Annotated in this window: 17 protein-coding genes; 5 read left to right on the top strand and 12 right to left on the bottom strand. The window is 62.3% G+C overall.

Annotation, left to right across the window (positions count from 1 at the left end):
• The first annotated feature begins 7 nt into the window (after window positions 1-7).
• Complete coding sequence (locus AC0R79_RS03690) at window positions 8-823, top strand: rhodanese-like domain-containing protein (protein WP_474733252.1); 816 nt, start codon at window positions 8-10, stop codon at window positions 821-823.
• 18 nt (window positions 824-841) lie between these two features.
• Window positions 842-1,702 (top strand): archaetidylserine decarboxylase, encoded by an 861-nt coding sequence (asd, locus tag AC0R79_RS03685; RefSeq protein ID WP_064379081.1) that lies wholly within the window; start codon window positions 842-844, stop codon window positions 1,700-1,702.
• Window positions 1,703-1,762: 60 nt separating this feature from the next.
• Here asd and AC0R79_RS03680 read toward each other — a convergent pair whose 3' ends face one another.
• Window positions 1,763-2,164 (bottom strand): lectin OAA family protein, encoded by a 402-nt coding sequence (locus AC0R79_RS03680; RefSeq protein ID WP_011332171.1) that lies wholly within the window; start codon window positions 2,162-2,164, stop codon window positions 1,763-1,765.
• Between the two features lie 221 nt (window positions 2,165-2,385).
• Between AC0R79_RS03680 and AC0R79_RS03675 the strand changes: the two genes are divergently transcribed.
• Entirely contained in the window at window positions 2,386-4,140 is a 1,755-nt protein-coding gene (locus AC0R79_RS03675; RefSeq protein WP_375745101.1) for a molecular chaperone, read from the top strand.
• Window positions 4,141-4,159: 19 nt separating this feature from the next.
• Here AC0R79_RS03675 and serB read toward each other — a convergent pair whose 3' ends face one another.
• Window positions 4,160-5,374: a phosphoserine phosphatase SerB gene (gene serB, locus AC0R79_RS03670; RefSeq protein WP_007952163.1), complete on the bottom strand. Its 1,215-nt coding sequence runs from the start codon at window positions 5,372-5,374 to the stop codon at window positions 4,160-4,162.
• 134 nt (window positions 5,375-5,508) lie between these two features.
• Between serB and AC0R79_RS03665 the strand changes: the two genes are divergently transcribed.
• On the top strand, window positions 5,509-7,017 hold the full coding sequence (locus tag AC0R79_RS03665; RefSeq protein ID WP_085608487.1) for an AhpA/YtjB family protein: 1,509 nt from the start codon (window positions 5,509-5,511) through the stop codon (window positions 7,015-7,017).
• Window positions 7,018-7,258: 241 nt separating this feature from the next.
• Here the strand turns inward: AC0R79_RS03665 and AC0R79_RS03660 are convergent, their stop codons facing one another.
• The 9 genes from AC0R79_RS03660 to AC0R79_RS03620 all read right to left on the bottom strand — a co-directional run bounded on the left by AC0R79_RS03660 (window position 7,259) and on the right by AC0R79_RS03620 (window position 16,565).
• The gene (locus AC0R79_RS03660; protein ID WP_007952202.1) at window positions 7,259-7,969 is read right to left on the bottom strand and encodes a PqiC family protein; all 711 of its coding nucleotides are present in this window, start codon (window positions 7,967-7,969) and stop codon (window positions 7,259-7,261) included.
• 177 nt (window positions 7,970-8,146) lie between these two features.
• Window positions 8,147-10,411 (bottom strand): DNA topoisomerase IV subunit A, encoded by a 2,265-nt coding sequence (gene parC / locus AC0R79_RS03655; protein ID WP_127796739.1) that lies wholly within the window; start codon window positions 10,409-10,411, stop codon window positions 8,147-8,149.
• A gap of 7 nt (window positions 10,412-10,418) precedes the next feature.
• Window positions 10,419-10,943, bottom strand: a complete 525-nt coding sequence (locus AC0R79_RS03650; protein WP_474733246.1) for a retropepsin-like aspartic protease family protein — start codon at window positions 10,941-10,943, stop codon at window positions 10,419-10,421.
• Window positions 10,940-11,929, bottom strand: coding sequence for an esterase-like activity of phytase family protein (locus tag AC0R79_RS03645; RefSeq protein ID WP_474733244.1), 990 nt, complete (start codon window positions 11,927-11,929; stop codon window positions 10,940-10,942). Before AC0R79_RS03645 ends, AC0R79_RS03650 begins: the two co-directional genes overlap by 4 nt.
• Complete coding sequence (parE, locus tag AC0R79_RS03640; RefSeq protein ID WP_007952212.1) at window positions 11,929-13,836, bottom strand: DNA topoisomerase IV subunit B; 1,908 nt, start codon at window positions 13,834-13,836, stop codon at window positions 11,929-11,931. Before parE ends, AC0R79_RS03645 begins: the two co-directional genes overlap by 1 nt.
• Window positions 13,837-13,878: 42 nt before the next feature.
• Window positions 13,879-14,487 (bottom strand): YqiA/YcfP family alpha/beta fold hydrolase, encoded by a 609-nt coding sequence (locus AC0R79_RS03635; protein ID WP_085608482.1) that lies wholly within the window; start codon window positions 14,485-14,487, stop codon window positions 13,879-13,881.
• Between the two features lie 96 nt (window positions 14,488-14,583).
• A complete protein-coding gene (cpdA, locus tag AC0R79_RS03630) occupies window positions 14,584-15,399 on the bottom strand; it encodes a 3',5'-cyclic-AMP phosphodiesterase (RefSeq protein ID WP_474733240.1) in 816 nt (271 codons plus the stop codon).
• 105 nt (window positions 15,400-15,504) lie between these two features.
• Complete coding sequence (locus AC0R79_RS03625; RefSeq protein WP_007952222.1) at window positions 15,505-15,957, bottom strand: DUF1249 domain-containing protein; 453 nt, start codon at window positions 15,955-15,957, stop codon at window positions 15,505-15,507.
• Entirely contained in the window at window positions 15,948-16,565 is a 618-nt protein-coding gene (locus AC0R79_RS03620) for an NUDIX domain-containing protein (RefSeq protein WP_007952223.1), read from the bottom strand. The genes AC0R79_RS03625 and AC0R79_RS03620 overlap by 10 nt, the downstream gene beginning before the upstream one ends.
• A 221-nt stretch (window positions 16,566-16,786) precedes the next feature.
• On the opposite strand from AC0R79_RS03620, the gene AC0R79_RS03615 reads away from it, so the two are divergent.
• Entirely contained in the window at window positions 16,787-17,533 is a 747-nt protein-coding gene (locus tag AC0R79_RS03615; protein WP_085701039.1) for an RsiV family protein, read from the top strand.
• Here the strand turns inward: AC0R79_RS03615 and cytX are convergent.
• A complete protein-coding gene (gene cytX, locus AC0R79_RS03610) occupies window positions 17,502-18,794 on the bottom strand; it encodes a putative hydroxymethylpyrimidine transporter CytX (RefSeq protein WP_262159120.1) in 1,293 nt (430 codons plus the stop codon). The two genes, AC0R79_RS03615 and cytX, sit on opposite strands and share 32 nt — an antisense overlap.
• Window positions 18,795-18,850 lie beyond the last annotated feature (56 nt).

Raw genomic sequence — 18,850 nt, 5'->3', positions numbered from 1 at the left:
ACCTCACATGTCTGATTTCTCTGGCCTGGCCCTGGTGATCGAGCCGAGCGACCTGCTGCCGCGCCTCGAATCCCGCGATCTGATTCTGGTGGATCTGACCAGTGCCGCCCGCTACGCCGAGGGACATATTCCCGGCGCACGTTTTGTTGATCCGAAACGCACCCAGCTGGGTCAGGCGCCGGCTCCGGGCCTGTTGCCGAGCAAGGAAAAACTCGAAGAACTGTTCGGTGAGCTGGGCCATCGCAAAGACGCTGTCTACGTGGTCTATGACGACGAAGGCGGCGGCTGGGCCGGGCGCTTCATCTGGCTGCTGGACGTGATCGGCCATGACAAATACCACTACCTCGACGGCGGTCTGCCGGCGTGGCTGGCGGAAGGTTCGCCGATGTCGATCCAGATTCCTCCGGCGGCGGGCGGCCCGGTTGCCCTGACCCTGCACGAGGAACCGACCGCCACTCGCGAGTACCTGCAGAGCCGTCTCGGCGCTGCTGACCTGGCGATCTGGGACGCTCGCGGGCCGCTGGAGTATTCCGGCGAGAAGGTCCTGGCGGCCAAAGCTGGACACATCCCCGGCGCAGTCAATTTCGAATGGACGGCAGGCATGGATCAGGCGCGCCAGCTGCGCATCCGTACCGACATGCCGCAGATCCTCGAAAACCTCGGGATCACCAGGGACAAAGAAATCATTACCCACTGCCAGACCCATCACCGGTCCGGTTTCACTTATCTGGTGGCCAAAGCCCTCGGTTATCCGCGGGTCAAGGGCTACGCCGGTTCCTGGGGCGAATGGGGCAACCACCCCGACACCCCCGTCGAGCTTTAAGGATTTTTAAGGACAGTCATGAAAGAGCGTTTGTTTATCATCAGCCAGTACCTGCTGCCTCATCACCTGCTGTCGCGCCTGGCCGGCTGCGTCGCCGAATGCCGCGTGCGCTGGTTCAAGAATGCCTTCACCACCTGGTTCGCCAAGCGTTACCAAGTGGACATGTCACAGGCACTGGTTGAAGACGTCACCGCTTACGAGCACTTCAACGCCTTCTTCACCCGCGCCCTGAAAGACGGCGCGCGTCCGCTGGACCAGACCCCGGGCGCGATCCTCAGCCCGGCCGACGGCGCGATCAGCCAGCTCGGCCCGATCGAACACGGTCGCATCTTCCAGGCCAAGGGCCACAGCTTCAGCGTGCTGGAACTGCTGGGCGGCGATGCAGCCAATGCGGCGCCGTTCATGGGCGGTGAATTCGCCACTGTTTACCTGTCGCCGAAGGACTACCACCGCGTGCACATGCCGCTGGCCGGCACCCTGCGCGAAATGGTCTACATCCCGGGCCGGATCTTCTCGGTCAACCAGACCACCGCAGAAAACGTTCCGGAACTGTTCGCCCGCAACGAGCGTGTGGCGTGCATCTTCGACACCGAGCGCGGGCCGATGGCCGTGGTGCTGGTGGGCGCGATGATCGTGGCATCGATCGAAACCGTGTGGGCCGGCCTGGTCACGCCACCGAAGCGCGAACTGAAAACCTTCCGTTACGACGAAGCCGCCCGTGCGCCGATTCATCTGGAAAAAGGTGCAGAACTGGGGCGCTTCAAGCTGGGTTCGACCGCGATCGTGCTGTTCGGGCCGGATCAGGTGAAATGGGTTGAAGAATTGAAAGCCGGCTCGCCGGTACAGATGGGTCAGGCCTTGGCACAGTCGAACGCCTGAACCTGTTGATCCGCCCTTTCGCACGTCTGCGAAGGGGCGGACACGACCTGAGTGGCGCCGTTACTCTATCTGCCCACGGAAGCCGATAGGGCCTTCGTTGGCGTAGGTATTGGTGCCACTGAGGTTTTTCCCTCCGTCACTGGACGTGACGCTCAACGCGATAACATTCTGGTTATCCCGCCCGCCGATCACCCACTTGCCACCTGGATGCCACGGGGCATCGTTGCCACCCCACTGGTTCTCGACGTTGTACTGGTTCTGGCCAGTGCGCTGAGCCTTGAAGCCAATAGGGCCTTCGCCGGCGTAGGTCATGGTGCCGGTGAAGCTTTTGCCACCGTCGCCGGACTTGATCTCGATCGCGACGACGTTCTGGTTGTCCCGCGCGCCCAGCACCCAGGTTCCACCCGGATGCCAAGGTGCCGAACTACCGCCCCATTGATTTGCCACTGCGTATTTAGACATGAACCTCATCTCCTTGAAGTTTTTCAGAGACCTGCCCGACGTTGCGGCAAGCCGTGCAACCGTGCGTTTCCGATCGCACGTCTGAGAGCCTAGTAGCGCCTGCCGAAATGGCACCAGGCCAGCAGACCAACGGTAAAAAAGCCTGACAATCGCCTGCGAAACAGAGCACAACTGCTAGAGTTTTTGGCATTGCCCTATTCGCCGCCGGAGCTTGTCACGGCATGAGTGAGCCTCGATCCCAACCAAAACTGAGCGCCCCGACGCCCACGCAGTTGCGCCTGTCCTTCTGTGAAGCCACGCCGCGCGACCTCAAGCGCTGGATCGCCGGCCTGCCCAAGGCCAACATCGGCGAAACCGCGCGCCTGCTGTATCAAGGCCTCGGCGAACTCAATCAACTGCTGACCCCCAGCGACAATCGCCTGCATCTGCTGGAACTGTTGCGCCCCGAGGTTTACTTCGTCTGCCAGCACCTGGAACGGCATTTTCTGCATCAGGCGATCATGCTCGATGAGCGCTCACGCAAGATCAGCAACCTGTGCCAGGCCCTGCAAAGTCAGCTGGCCATCGGTTACAAACAGATCATTGGGCGGATCGCGCCCAAGTATTCCCGGGATCGCGCAGCTCTGGTGAGCGAAGCGCTGCAACGAGCGGCCCATGCGCTCAAAGGGCAACTGGTTCGCGCCACACAGTTGTACAGCGCCGCACCGGAACAGCTGTGGTTCGAACTGCATCAATTGTTTCGCTGTGCCTGCGAGCTGCAACTGCAACATCGCCGGGTGCGCGACGACCTTGCCAGCCTGACCGGCGAGCTGAGTGTCGAACAGACCTACCTCGCCGCCCTGCTGCTGGGCAGCGCCCGTTGCAATCAGTTGCGCCAAAACCAGATCGCGCGTCTGGCGCAAGTGGTGGAACCGTGGAGTGCGTGGCTGAAACTGCATCCCGCCCATCCGGGCGAAGGGTTGTTCGCGATCTCGGCAGAGATCGACGCCGGCCCGCGCTACCGCTCCCAATTCCGTAGCGAGCAACGAGCCAGTCTGCTCGGCTTCGATCCGCAACCGCTGGTGAATGCCATCGAGGCTAACCTGCTGCATCAGGATGCGACTACGCCGCTGCCCGTGCCGTCCGGTCTGACCCTCGACACCCTGCAACACCTGCACGCCACCTGGGGCGAAGCCGCCGAGCGCAGCTTTCAGCGCACCGTGGGCCAGGGCAACCTGACCGTGTGCGTCGGCATGAGCGCCCTGCACTTCTACCTTGGCGGCGAGCGCACCTTCAGCGAACTGCTCAAGCACCCCGGCGCCCGCGCGGCGAATTTCAGCCGAGCGGTGGTTCAGGGCGAAAAGGACAGCTGGAGCCAGGCGTTCGACGCCGCACCACAGAGCACATCCGATGAATTGTTGCCCTACGAGGAAATCCGCTACGAACCGCTGACCGACGATGAAGGCGACGCCGACAGTCCGCCGCATTACCCGACCTATGCCTTGCCGGTGATCAACCACAGCCCCGGCGGTTACTGCCTGGCTTGGCCAAAGGACGTACCGGCCGAATTGCAGGCCGGGGAAATGGTCGGGATTCAGGACAGCCTCAATCAGGGCTGGAGCATTGCCGTGGTGCGCTGGATCCGCCAGGTACGCGGCGCCGGTACGCAAATGGGCATCGAACTGGTCGCGCCCCATGCCCGGCCGTGCGGGTTGCAACTGGTGCGTTCGCGGGATGATCACAGCCAGTATCTGCGCGGTTTGCTGTTGCCGGAGATCAGTGCGATCGATTTGCCGGCGACATTACTGGCGCCACGGCTGCCGTTTCAGGAAGGCAACAAAGTGCTGATCAACACCCAAGGCGAGGAGCACCGCGCCGGGCTGGATCGGCGGGTGGCCAGCACTCACAGTTTCAATCAGTTTGCCTATCGCTCGCTGGAGGCCGCCGGGAATGGCGGGAGCGAGGAGGATTTCGACTCGTTGTGGAAATCCCTTTGAGCCAGGACCGCAGCCGATGTCAGAGCTGCCCGTCGCGATCCCGGAAGCCCAGCAGGTACAGCACGCCATCCAGCCCGAGGGTCGAGATCGCCTGCTTCGCCGACTGCTTGACCAGCGGCTTGGCGCGGAACGCCACGCCCAGACCGGCAATCGCCAGCATCGGCAGGTCGTTGGCGCCGTCGCCCACGGCGATGGTCTGCTCCAGACGCAAACCTTCTTTTTCAGCCAGCTGCTTCAGCAGATCGGCCTTGCGCTGGGCATCGACGATCGGCTCGATCGCCACGCCGGTGCACTTGCCGTCGACCACTTCCAGTTCGTTGGCGAACACGTAATCGATGCCGAGTTTGGCCTGCAATTGCTTGGCGAAGTAGGTGAAGCCGCCCGACAGGATCGCGGTCTTGTAGCCCAGACGCTTGAGTTCGGCGAACAGGGTTTCGGCACCTTCGGTCAGGCGCAGCGAGGCGCCGATCGAGTCGAGCACGCTGACATCCAGACCCTTGAGCAGCGCCAGACGCTCTTTGAAGCTGGCGCGGAAGTCCAGCTCGCCGGCCATTGCCCGCTCGGTGATTTCCGAAACCTGATCGCCGACGCCGGCGGCTTTGGCCAGTTCATCGATGACTTCGGCTTCGATCAGGGTCGAGTCCATGTCGAACACCGCCAGACGACGGTTGCGACGGAACAGCGAATCCTCCTGGAAGGCGATGTCGACGTTCAGCTCCTGAGCCACGCTGAGGAATTCGGCGCGCAGCGCCTGCGGGTCGGCCGCTTCGCCACGCACGGAGAACTCGATGCAGCCCTTACCCTTGTCGGCCGGGGTGTCCAGCGGCATGCGACCCGACAGACGGTCGATATGGTCGATGTTCAGGCCGTATTTGGCGGTGATCGAGCTCACGGCCTGCAACTGGCCGGCGGTGACCTTGCGGGTCAGCAGGGTAACGATGTGGCGTTTCTTGCCCTGATTGCCCACCCATTGCTGGTAATCCTCTTCGGACACCGGGGTGAATCGCACCTGCTGGTCGAGCTCATAGCCCTTGAACAGGATGTCCTTGAGCACCGACTTGCCTTGCTCGGAGTCGGGGATTTCCACGAGGATGCCGAACGACAGCATGTCGTGGATCACCGCCTGACCGATGTCGAGGATATTCACACCACCCTGGGCCAGTACACCGGTAATGGCCGCCGTCAGACCCGGACGGTCGACTCCCGTGATGTTAATCAGGACGATTTCGCGCAACGCGCACCCCCGCAACTGGAAAAAAACCGCATTCTACCCACTTTCAGTGACCATCGGGCACCGCCAGCGCTTTGCCGGTCTAGGGCCTGTCGCTATACTGCGCGTCAACTTCACGGACAAAAGAGCCGAGCTCAGTGAACCGGCCCACGCCAGTTAAAACCGATAACTTCTTTCTGCTGATCTTCCGTGCACTGCGCCACCGCCGTGTACCGATTGCATTGCGCATTGCCAGCCATAACGTGATCCTGGTCGCCCTGGCCCTGGTGATCTATGCCTGCGTGATGGGCCTGCAGTTCAAGCAGGCCATGCACGAGCAGGCCGATGCGCTGGGCGAAAGCCTGACCACGCAGACCGCCACCTCCGCCACCGAACTGCTGGTGTCCAACGACATCCTCAGCCTCAACGTGCTGCTCAACAACCTGACCAAGAACAAGCTGGTGGCCCACGCCGCCATCTACAGCGTGGACAACCGCATCCTCGCCGAGTCCGGTCAGCGGCCCAAGCACGGCCTGCTCGGCGAAGCCGAGGGCATGTACGAGAGCAAGATCACCTTCCAGGATGTGACCGCCGGACAACTGCGCATCAGTCTGGACATGGATCAGTTCCAGCAGCCGATGACCATCAGCCTGCAAAGCATGGGCATCCTGAGTGCGATCCTGCTGGCACTGTCTCTGGCCCTGAGCCTGCGTCTGGGCCGGCACATTTCCACGCCGCTGCTGCAATTGCGTGTGTGGCTGCGCCGGATCGACGAATACACGCCGGGTATCGAGCGTCAGGACGAGATCGGCGATCTTGCCCGCCAGTTGCACGCCAACTATGCCCCGGAGCCGGCTGAACCGGAGCCTGAGCCGGAACCCGAGTTCGAGGACGACGAGCCGGAATTCGAAGTGCGCAACCTGCGTGATCCGAGTTTCGACGAGAGCCGCCCGATGGCCGCGCAGAAGCCTGCGCCACGCCATGTGGTCAGCACCGTTGAAGACGACGATGACGAAGATCCGTTCGCCGATCTGCGTGACGAGTCGCTGGACGAAGCAGCGCAACCGGCAGTGCGCCGACCGACCCCAAGCGTGCCGCAACATACGGCGGTACTGGCGGTGCAACTGGGTTCACAGGAACAACTGCGCCGTTTACCGCGCGCACGTCTGGAAGAGTTGCAGGATCGTTATCGCGATTGCCTGGAACAGGCCGCTTCGCTGTATCAGGGTGAAATCGAAACCCTGAACGACGGCAGTACGCTGATGCTGTTCCACACCGAGGACAGCGGCGACGATTACCTGACCAACGCCATCTGCTGCGGCGAGCTGCTGCGGGCGCTGGGCCACCAGTTGCAGATCGAAGTCGCCGACAGCGGCATCACCCTGCAATTGCAGCTGGGTCTGACTCTTGGCGACGAACTGTTCGGTCTGAGCCAGATCGACCTGTTGCTGACCGACTCCGCCCAGGACGCTCTGGCCCTGTCGCAACACAGCCGCAACCTGCTGCTGGTGGAGCGCAAGATCGGTGACGACGCGCTGATCCGCCAGCGTGCGCGGATCCGGCCGATTGCCAGCCCTGAGGGGGCTTGTTGTGTGGAGCGGTTGATGGAGCCTTATCCGTCGATGCTTGAGCGGCAATTGGCGCGGATGCATGAGCGTCGGGCTTAAGCCTTAGACCAGTTACAACGAAGCCCGCAGATGAGTGATTGTCTGTGGGCTTTTTTGTGCGTGGCGTTTTCGTGATTGCGCCAGGCTTTGGAGCCCCCTAGCCCTCTCCCTACGGGCGGTCCGACGTCTCGGGAGGGCTGGGGTGAGGGGCTTTTCGAGTCGGACACCAATGCATGTCCCACCAACGTCCAGACACAACAAAGCCCGCACAAGGCGGGCTCTGTTCTGACTCGATCCAGCCTTAGAAGCGAAACACTTCCATATCCGTACGAATCGGCGAAGCCATCGGTATCTTCGGCTGCTTCTCGGCTTCCGCCGCCGGTGCTGCCGGTTTTGGTGCCGGTTTGCGCGGCGCCTCGGCCACCGGAGGCTGATTGGCCAACGGCTTGAGCGCTACCGACAGCTGCTCCGCCAGACGCTGCAACAACACGCCTTGCGCTTGCACCTGCGCGGCGGTAGTGCCGGCATGCTGTTCCTGCAGATGGACGATGCGGTTATCGCGCACCTGACCACGGCGGTCGATCAGGCGCCATTGCGCATCAAGGATCGCCGGTTGCGACTGACCCGAGTCCAGACGCGTAATGGTCAACAGCACCTGCACATCCGGGGTGAAGCCCACGGTGGCCGGCGCCAGCACGACGCGCTGACTGTCCAGATGCCCGGCGACCTGACGCAACAGCAACTGATCGATGTCCGAAGACAGGCTACCCGCCCAACGGCCATCGACCGAGGCTTGCAGGCTGCCGTCGGGTTGACGTTGCAACAGGGTTTCCCGTTGCAGGTAATCGGCAACGATTACAGGGCCCAGCAAAACTGCCATGCCTGAGCTTTGCGCAGGCTGAGCCGGACTTCCGCTGTCCAGCTGATACAGCGACACCGGCTGGTGAACGCTGCAACCCGCCAGGCCAAGAACGCCGGCGAGCAGGAAAATAAGGGGGCGCAGAGAAGTCATCATCCCGTCCAGGTGGCCGCCACAAGGCTGACCACAGTGAAAATACTCAATAAATATGAAGAACGCTCGGCCACGCCGGCGCTTGGAAAGGCCATATCATCCGTGAATATGCGTTCCGACTCCAGCGCCAAAGCGCCGATCTACGCGTTAAATCGTAGATACGGCGCTCTAGGACGCCTAATTGAGGTTTTCGACGAGCAGCGCATCCACCCTCTGGAAGCCACGTGGCAGTTTGTTACCACGGCGACCACGTTCACCTTTGTAGTGTTCGAGGTCGTCGGCTTTCAGCGACAAGGTGCGTTTTCCGGCCTGCAAAACCAAGGTGGCGCCTTCCGGAAGAACGGCGATGTCCGTGACATATTCTTCGCGACTGGCCACACGTTCACCGGAAATACCGATGATCTTGTTGCCTTTGCCCTTCCCTAATTGTGGCAGATCGCTGATCTTGAAGATCAGCAGGCGACCCTCGGTCGTCACCGAAGCCAGCCAGTTATGCTCGCGGTCGGCGACCGGACGCGGCGCAATCACCTTGGCGTTGTTCGGCAGGCTCAACAGCGCCTTGCCGGCCTTGTTCTTGGCTTGCAGGTCTTCACCTTTCACCACAAAACCATAGCCGGCATCGGAGGCGATCACGTACAGCGAGTCCTCTTCAGGCATCAGCACGCATTCGAACGTGGCGCCCGGCGGCGGCGTCAGGCGACCGGTCAACGGCTCGCCCTGGCCCCGTGCCGATGGCAGGGTGTGGGTGGCCAGCGAGTAACTGCGGCCCGTGGAGTCGATGACCACCGCCGACTGGTTCGAACGCCCCGCCGCCGAGGTCTTGAAGCCGTCGCCGGCCTTGTACGACAGGCCGGTGGCGTCGATCTCGTGGCCCTTGGCCGAACGGATCCAGCCTTTTTCCGAAAGTACGACGGTGACTTTTTCGTTCGGCAGCAGATCGTGCTCGGTCAGCGCCTTGGCTTCAGCGCGCTCGACGATTGGCGACCGACGGTCATCGCCGTAGGTTTCAGCATCTTTCAGCAGCTCGCTGCGAACCAGCTTCTTCAGCTTGGCTTCACTGCTCAGCAGGGCTTGCAGCTTGGCCTGTTCCTTGAGCAGTTCGTCCTGCTCGTCGCGCAGTTTCATCTCTTCCAGTCGCGCCAACTGACGCAGACGGGTGTCGAGGATGTAGTCAGCCTGGATTTCGCTGAGGGCAAAACGCTCGATCAGCCTGGTTTTCGGATGCTCCTCGGTACGGATGATATGAATCACTTCATCCAGGTTGAGGTAAGCGATCAACAAACCGTCCAACAGGTGCAGGCGACGCTCGACCTTGTCGAGGCGGAATTGCAGGCGGCGACGCACAGTCAGCACGCGGAATTCCAGCCACTCCACCAGCAACGCACGGAGGTTTTTCAGCTGCGGCTTGCCGTCCAGACCGATGATGTTGACGTTGACCCGGTAGGTCGACTCCAGCTCGGTGCTGGCAAACAGGTGCTGCATCAGCGCTTCGTGGTCGACGCGGCTGTTGACCGGAATGATCACGATGCGGCACGGGTTTTCGTGGTCGGATTCGTCGCGAAGATCGGCGATCTGCGGCGCCTTCGACGGTTTGGCCTGCATCAGCGCGGCGATCTGCTCCAGCACCTTGGCCCCGGAGACCTGGTGTGGCAGCGCGGTGACGATGATGTCACCGTCCTCGACGTGGTACACGGCGCGCATGCGCACCGAGCCCTTGCCGGTTTCGTACATTTTCAGCAGGTCGGCGCGCGGGGTGATGATTTCCGCTTCGGTCGGGTAGTCCGGGCCCTGGATGTGTTCACAGAGCTGTTCGACCGTGGCTTTCGGCTCATCGAGCAGGCGCACGCACGCGGTGGCAACTTCGCGCAGGTTGTGCGGCGGCACGTCGGTGGCCATACCTACCGCAATACCGGTGGTGCCGTTGAGCAGGATGTTCGGCAAACGTGCCGGCAACACCAGCGGTTCCTGCAGGGTGCCGTCAAAGTTCGGGCCCCAGTCTGCGGTGCCCTGGCCTAGTTCGCTGAGCAGCACTTCGGAATAACGCGACAGCCGCGCTTCGGTGTAACGCATGGCGGCGAAGGATTTCGGATCGTCCGGCGCACCCCAGTTACCCTGGCCGTCCACCAGCGTGTAGCGATAGCTGAACGGCTGGGCCATCAGCACCATCGCCTCGTAGCACGCCGAGTCGCCGTGCGGGTGGAACTTGCCGAGCACGTCGCCGACGGTACGCGCCGACTTCTTGTGCTTGGAATCGGCATCCAGCCCCAACTCGCTCATGGCGTAGACGATACGCCGCTGTACCGGTTTCAGACCGTCGCCGATATGCGGCAGGGCACGGTCCATGATCACGTACATGGAGTAGTTGAGGTAGGCATTTTCGGTGAAGTCAGCCAGCGACCGGCGTTCTACGCCATCTAAGCTGTCTGCAAGGTTGTCGCTCATGCGGGCCTCATCGGTTCGTTGTCTGGCGCAGCAGCATGGTGCCGCCGCGCTGAGTAAATTCAAGTTTGTTCAGGGCGCTCATGCCGAGCAGCACCTGATCGCCATGCAGCCCCGGCGCCACCAGTGCGCGGACGTCCCGCAGCACGATGTCGCCCAGTTGCAGGCGGTCGATACGGGTGCGATAGCCCTGGCTCAGGCCATTGGCCGTGCTCAGGGTCACACCGAAACCTTCTTCCAGCCGGAGGTTTTTCGCCACCTCGGCCGGGATTGCCACGTCGGTCGCGCCGGTGTCGAGCATGAACTCCACCGGCCGACCGTTGATCAGCCCGCTGGCGACAAAATGTCCCTGGGCGTTGCCGATCAGTTTCACTTCGATAAAGCCGTTACCCTGCTGCGAAGCCACGTCCACATTGGGATTGCGCTGGCGCTCTTCCCACTGGCCGAAAAACCGCGTGGCCAGAAACAGCGCCGCGCACCACGCCAGAATCATCAGCACCCGACCGGCGCGTTTGCCCGGCGGTTGCTGGCTCATGGCTTGGCGCTCCAGCCACCCTCGGGCGCGGCGAAACGCCAGATGATCGGGCGAACCTCGCCATCGGCGCGCGGGCCAAAATTGTTGTCGACGCCGATCCAGGCACCTTGAGCATCGACCACCAGTGCCTCTTCCAGCCCGAAGTTCTGCGAATAACGCCGATTGGCCTGCAACAGTTCGGCCGCGTACGACCAGCAGAGCTCGACCTTGGCTGTCTGCGCATCGCGACGACAGATCTGGTACGCGTTGCGCTCAAGGGTAAACAGCTTGCCGTTGAACAGGGAGATATCGGAAAAATCCCGATTGACCGGACGGGCTTTCGGGAACTGCGGCGGTTGCATTTCCATGCCGCCTTCACTGAGCAGCACGCAGCGACCGTCACAATCCCACACCGTCTGCTGGCGTTTGATCAGCAACAAGCCACGGCTTTGCCGCTCGGCAGCCAGCCACATCTGATCGCCCGCCGGGTTGATCGCCAGGCCCTCGAATATCGCGTTGAATTGCAGCAACATCCCACTGGCCCGAGCCTCGCGCACCATCATCGGCGAGATTTTCAGCCACGACGACGGCCCCTGCGGCGGCACTTGCAGCACGGCCGCGTGGGCTTCGCTGACGATGTAGCGGTTGCCGGCGCTGTCGCAGCTGATGCCTTCGAAATCCAGATCGCCGCCACGAATGAACGACGCCGCCCAGGTGCGCGAACTGATGCCCCACGGCAAGCCGCTTTCCGGCACTTTCGGCGGATCGATGCGCACGGCCGTGGCCTGCCAGACCCGGTCGCGGATATCGAGACGGTAGATCTGGTCATCGTCACGATCCGAAACGGTCCACAGGTCATTGCCGCACAAGGCCAGCCCTGACAGATTGCCGCCGCGCATGCCTTCGACCGGGTGTTCGGCGAGCACGCGCAGCTCTTGCACAGGCTCTGCCGACACCGTCATCGAACCCAGCAGCAACGCACCCGCCAAGGCCCAGCCAAACCGCATCAGGCCAGAACCTCGGCGAGGTTGCCCTTGGATTCAAGCCAGGTCTTGCGGTCGCCGGCGCGTTTCTTCGCCAGCAGCATGTCCATCATTTCCGAGGTCTGGGCGAAGTCGTCCCCGAGGGTCAACTGCACCAGGCGCCGGGTGTTCGGGTCCATGGTGGTTTCACGCAGCTGCGGCGGGTTCATTTCACCCAGACCTTTGAATCGGGTGACCTGCGGCTTGCCGCGTTTTTTCTCGGCCACCAGACGGTCAAGGATCCCGTCGCGCTCGGCGTCATCCAGGGCGTAGAAAATCTCTTTGCCCAGGTCGATGCGGTACAGCGGCGGCATCGCCACGTAGACGTGACCGGCATCCACCAGCGGGCGGAAATGCTGGACGAACAAGGCGCAGAGCAAGGTTGCGATGTGCAGACCGTCGGAGTCGGCGTCGGCGAGGATGCAGATCTTGCCGTAGCGCAGCTGGCTCATGTCCTCGGCGCCCGGATCGACACCGATGGCCACGGCAATGTTGTGCACTTCCTGGCTGGCCAGCACTTCGCTGCCGTCGACTTCCCAAGTGTTGAGGATCTTGCCGCGCAACGGCAGGATCGCCTGGAATTCCTTGTCACGCGCCTGCTTGGCCGAACCGCCGGCGGAATCACCTTCCACCAGGAACAGCTCGGAACGCATCGGGTCCTGCCCGGCGCAATCGGCCAGTTTGCCCGGCAATGCCGGCCCCTGGGTGATGCGCTTGCGCTCGACTTTCTTGCTGGCCTTCAGGCGACGGCCGGCGTTGCTGATTGCCAGTTCTGCCAGCGCCAGACCGGTTTCCGGGTTGGCGTTGAGCCACAGGCTGAACGCGTCCTTGACCACACCGGAAACGAAGGCCGCCGCTTCGCGAGACGACAGACGCTCTTTGGTCTGGCCGGAGAATTGCGGTTCCTGCATCTTCATCGACAGGACGAAAGCGATGCGCTCCCAGACGTCTTCCGGCGCCAGCTTCACGCCGCGCGGCAGCAGGCTGCGGAATTCGCAGAACTCGCGCATCGCGTCGAGCAGGCCCTGACGCAGACCGTTGACGTGGGTGCCGCCCTGCTCCGTCGGGATCAGGTTGACATAGCTTTCAGTGACCGAGGTGCCGCCTTCCGGCAGCCACAGCAGGGCCCACTCGACCGCTTCCTTGGTACCGGCCAGGTTGCCGCAGAACGGCGCGTCCGGCAGGCGCTCGAATTCGCTCACCGCGTCTACCAGGTAGGAGCGCAGGCCGTCTTCGTAATGCCACTCGACCTTTTCGCCGGTGCCTTTGTCTTCGAAGCTGATCAACAGCCCCGGGCACAGAACGGCTTTGGCCTTGAGCACGTGCTTGAGGCGGCTGATGGAGAATTTTGGCGAATCGAAGTACTTCGGATCCGGCGCGAAGTACACGCTGGTCCCGGTATTGCGCTTGCCGACGGTGCCGATCACTTGCAGATCGGTGGCCTTGAAGCCGTCGGCGAAGGTCATTTCGTATTCGTTGCCGTCACGCTTGACCCGCACCCGTACCTGGGTCGACAAGGCGTTGACCACGGAAATACCCACCCCGTGCAGACCGCCGGAGAACTGGTAGTTCTTGTTGGAAAACTTGCCGCCCGCATGGAGCTTGGTGAGGATCAGTTCAACGCCCGACACACCCTCTTCCGGGTGGATGTCGACCGGCATGCCACGGCCGTCGTCGCAGACTTCCAGCGAGTGGTCGGCGTGGAGGATGACCTGGATCGATTTGGCGTGGCCGGCCAGGGCTTCGTCGACGCTGTTGTCGATGACTTCCTGGGCAAGGTGGTTCGGCCGACTGGTGTCGGTGTACATGCCGGGGCGCTTGCGCACCGGGTCGAGGCCCGAGAGGACTTCGATGGCGTCGGCGTTATAGGAGCTAGCGCTGGGAGTGGCCATAGGGTCTCGTCGTCAGTGATTCAATGAAAATGGGGCAAGACTTCACAGTGCGGTGAAATCGATTGCCTGATAGGTATCGGCGCCAATCCCGGCAAAGCTGAGCAATGCCGGCAATTGTGTAACAAATCCCTGGAAACTGTGGTCGCCGCCGGCCTGGATGCGCAAGGCACAGGCCCGGTAATACTGCTGGGCAAGGCGATAATCCAGCGTTTCATCCCCGGTCTGCAACCATACCTGATAACGCTGCGGATCCTGCGGCGCCGGCACTTCCAGCTCGGCCAGGGCCGTCACGTGGTCGTGGGTCAGCTCCCAGGTTTCGTCGGTGTACAGGTTTTTCTGGGTGCCCAGGTATCCGTCGAACATCCGGTGCGGACTGACGGCCGGGTTGACCAGCAGGGCTTTCAGGCCATGGCGCTCGGCCAGGTGAGTCGCATAGTAGCCGCCGAGCGAACTTCCCACCAGCAATGGCCGGCCGAGTTCGGCGATTGCCTGTTCCAGCTGACCGATGGCTTGGCGCGGGTGGTGATGCAGCGCCGGGACACGCAGTTGATCGCTCAAACCCAGCCGCTCCATCACCTCGACCAGCTGACAGGCCTTTTTCGAGGCCGGCGCACTGTTGAAACCATGGATATAGAGAATCGAACCGGACATTTGAGCTCCCTGGGCGTCGGCTGAAGAAAGCGGAGTTTACAGGGAGTCGAGGGGAGTTGGGCCAGCACCCGAGGAAATCAGCGCTGCGCCCTTTGATCAGTAACCGTCGGAGCCGTAATCAACGGTGAACCGGAAATCGGTGACACGCTCCACACCGGTCTCGATCCGGCCGTCCGGCAGCAACCGCAACCAGCGATATCCCGGCGCCTGATCGCCGACCTTGAAGTCTTCGCTGCCCGGCTCGAACTGGATGCAGGTCGACGGCGATGCCATCAGCCTTACGCCGCTGCGCTCGCGGTCGATCTCCTGATGGACATGCCCCCACAGCACGGCACGGGCCTGCGGGAAACGGTCGAGCACTTCGAAAAACGCTTCCGGATTACGCAAGCCGATCGGCTCCATCCAGGCGCAACCGATCGACACGGGATGATGGTGGAAGCACACCAGATGATGGCGATCCGGCGCTTCGCTCAGGGAGCGGGCGAGCAATTGCAGTTGGTCATCCTGCAAATACCCCGGCACCGATCCGGGCACCGCCGAATCGAGCAGGGTCACGCGCCAGTTGCCAACATCCACCACGGACTCCAGCAGCGCGCTCTTCACAGTCGCCTGAGACATGATCTGCGGTTCGTCGTGGTTACCGGGGATCCAGCGGGCCGGCGCGTCGATCTGCGCCGTCATCTGCCGGAATTGCTGGTAGGACTCCAGCGTGCCGTCCTGGGACAGGTCGCCGCTGGCAACGATCAGGTCGATCCGCGGTTGCTGTTCGAGCACCAGCTCGATGACTTTTTGCAGACTCTCGCGGGTGTTCATGCCCAGCAGCGTTCCGTCCGCCTCGGCGAACAGATGACTGTCAGAGAGTTGCACCAGCAACGCCGTGTCGGCGGTGGTCAAAGTCGATACGCTCGGCAAGGCGTTCTCCCCCGGGATCGCGGGACTGGATAGGTGCGGCAATTATGCGGGGGGACAGCGCAAAGAGAAACCGGCGAACCGGACGCAGTTCACAACTTGCGGTGGTTATCGGACCGCCGCGTATTCGTGTCCGCACGCCAGGCAATGACTCAGCCATTCGCCCAGGAACAGATTGAGCTGGGCCTTTTCGTCCGGCTGATGCATTGCCGCATTCGGGTAAGGATAGACGCCGCGAAAACGTCGCGCATGCTCGGCGCTGATCACCTCGGCCATGCGCGCGTCGTGATAGACCTGCACTTCCAGTTGCGGCACCGGCAGCCACGGCAGGCTGTGTTCCTGACGCACCTGCAGGGTCGTGGTGTACGGACAGGCCTGCAGCACTTCCAGAGTCAGTACGCCGAGCATCTGGTCGCCCTGGGTCACGGCGATGCGCCGTGCCTCCGGGTCGCTGCGCATGTCCGGCAACAGTCGCATCAGGCGCGCGTAGTTCGCCTCGCAGGCGGCTTGCAGGCCCACGAGGTCGACGCGGTAGCGATCGCGCAGCTTGTTTACGACCATAGCCCCCTCACTTCGGCGCGATTGAGCGCCAGCCACTGCAAGGCGATGATGCTCGCCGCATTGGCAATCCGTCCGTCACGTACGGCCTGCAGGGCATCTTCAAACGCCCAGACCGTGACGCGAATATCTTCAGCTTCTTCCTCCAGCCCATGCAGGCCGCCCGCGCCTTCGGTGCTGCAACGCCCCAGATACAAATGCACGAATTCGTTGCTGCCGCCCGGCGATGGAAAGTATTTGGTCATCGGCCACAGGGCCTTGATGTCCAGCCCAGCTTCCTCCTGTGCCTCGCGGTGAGCAACTTCTTCCGGCTGTTCGTCCTTGTCGATCAGACCGGCGACCAGTTCCACCAGCCAAGGGTTGTCCGCCTTGCCCAGAGCGCCGACGCGAAACTGCTCGATCAGCACCACTTCGTCGCGCTGCGGATCGTAGGGCAGCATGCACACCGCATCGTGGCGCACGAACACTTCACGATTGATTTCGCGGCTCATGCCACCGGCGAACAGTTCGTGGCGCAAGTGCAGACGGTCGAGCTTGTAGAAGCCCTTGTAGCACTGCTCGCGTCGCACGATATCGACGGCGGTCGGAATGGCTTTGGCAAAATCGGTCATGAGCATCCTCTTTACTGCAAATCCAATACGAGGCGCCTTACCTGCGACCTCGACTTCGCGCCATCCTAACGCGCCGGTGACGTTTGATGCAGCCCCTTTACTGTCAGCGGGATGGACGGTGGAGGCGAAACCCACTCTAATTAGCTTAGTGGCGAACTGACCGCTTCGTTGAGAGTCGAAGCGGTAACTTTTTGCCTTCCCCTGCTTCAGAAAGGACGCCCATGTCGCTTTTCAAAATTGCCTCCGTGGCCGCCATCGCCCTGACCCTGGGCGCCTGCGCCAGCCTGTTCCAGCCCAACTACCGCACGCCGCTGGAAACCACCCGCGACGCCTCTGAAACGCTGAAACCCGGTTGCTCCAACCCGGACTGCCCGCTGGTGAACATCGATACGTTGCGCTTCCCGGCAGAACCGGCGCTGGACGGCATCATCGAAAAACGCCTGCTGCAGATGACCCGCACCGCACCGAACGCCCCGGTGGCGCCGACGCTGGCAGCGTATCGCGAGCAGTTCCTGGCCAACGCCGGCCCGCGCAACAGCAGCTATTTGCAGGCGAAAGTACGCGAGCAGCATGACGGTCTGGTGATCATCGAAACATCGAGCTACCTGGACACCGGCGGTGCCCACGGTACGCCGGGACGCGGTTTCATCAACTATTCGCGTCAGCAGCACAAGGTGCTGACTCTGGCGGACATGTTGCTGCCGGGTCAGGAAGAGGCGTTCTGGAAAGCGGCGCAAGTGGCGCACAACAGCTGGCTGATCAGCACCAAGCTCGATCAGGAACCGGAGTTCGTGAAGAGCTGGCCGTTCGTCAAAACCCCGAACGTGGCGCTGACCTATGGCGGCGTGATCCTCAAGTACGACGTGACCACCATCGCACCTTATGCGCTGGGCCACGTCGAACTGAAGATCCCTTACCCGCGCCTGAACGGCATTCTCAAGCCCGAGCTGTTTCCCGGCCGTAACTGAAAGCCCGACCGAGTACGAGTTGCAGCAGCCCTGCCAGCACCAGCGCCGGCAGGGTCGCGCCGACATCCGGATACAGATTGGCCAGCAAGTGATAGGTGCTGATGCCACCCAGCCAGGCCAATAGCGCCGGCCAGCGCAACGCGGCCGACGCCACCTGGGCACTGCGCTTGCGCAGGATGAAGTGATCCACCAGCACCACGCCGAACAGCGGCGCGAACACCGAGCCGATCAGCAGCAGGAAGTTCTGGTACTGCGCCAACGGCGCGAGCAAGGCGATCAGGGTGCAGATCACGCCGATGGCCAACGCCAGATGCTCGACTTTCAGACGCAACAGAATCCCGCTGGAAACCGCTGCCGAATGAATGTCGGCGAAAGCGTTTTCCGACTCGTCCAGCAGAATCAGCAACAGCGGAATGCCCAGACCTGCGCCGGCCAGTGCCAGCAGCAGCGCGTTGACTTCACCGCTCGGCGCGAATGCCAGCGTGTACGCCACGCCGAGGCTCATCAGCCAGAAGTTGCCGATGAAGAAACCGATCGCGGTACCGCCGAATACATTCTTGGCCCGCTTGCCGAAACGCGAGTAGTCGGCGATCAGTGGCAGCCACGACAGCGGCATCGCAATCGCAATGTCGAAGCCCACGGCGAGCGACATCGAGCCATCCCCGGCCTGTGCCCACAAGGCGGCGAGGTCAGCCTTGGCGAACAGGTTCCAGGTCAGCCAGATGCACGCGGCCAGAATCAGCCAGATGCCCCATTTGCGCAGGATCTTGCGCACGAACGTCAACGGCCCGCTGATCGCGAGCAAGGTCGCCAGCGCACCGAAGCACAAAGTCCACAACATCGGACTGGCCCACAGCGAACCTTCGCTGAACGCACGGGTGCCGAGCAGGCTGGCCGCATCGCGCATGACGATGATTTCGAACGAACCCCAACCGATCAGTTGCAGCAGGTTGAGCAGCGCCGGCAGGCTTGCGCCTTTGCTGCCGAGGCTGAGCTTCAGCGCAGCCATCGACGACAGGCCGGTGTCGCTGCCGATCACGCCGACGGCGGCCAGCAACAGGACGCCGACCAGGGTGCCGAGGAAAATCGCCAGCAGCGATCCCGACAGGCCGAGCCCCGGGGCCAGCAGCGCACCGGTCTGCAAAACCATCAGGCCGATGCCGAGGGAAAACCACAGGGAAAACAGATCGCGACCGCCGAACACACGCTGGTTGGCGGGCACGGCGAGGTCGGGGGAATAAGTACCGGGTTGAATGCTCAAGGGTGTTATCTCAGAGGGACATTTGTTGTTGTGCTGACCCGTTGTGATCGTTCCCA

Source organism: Pseudomonas sp. HD57-3, assembly GCF_056113135.1.
This window is presented reverse-complemented; position numbering and strand designations above follow the sequence as displayed.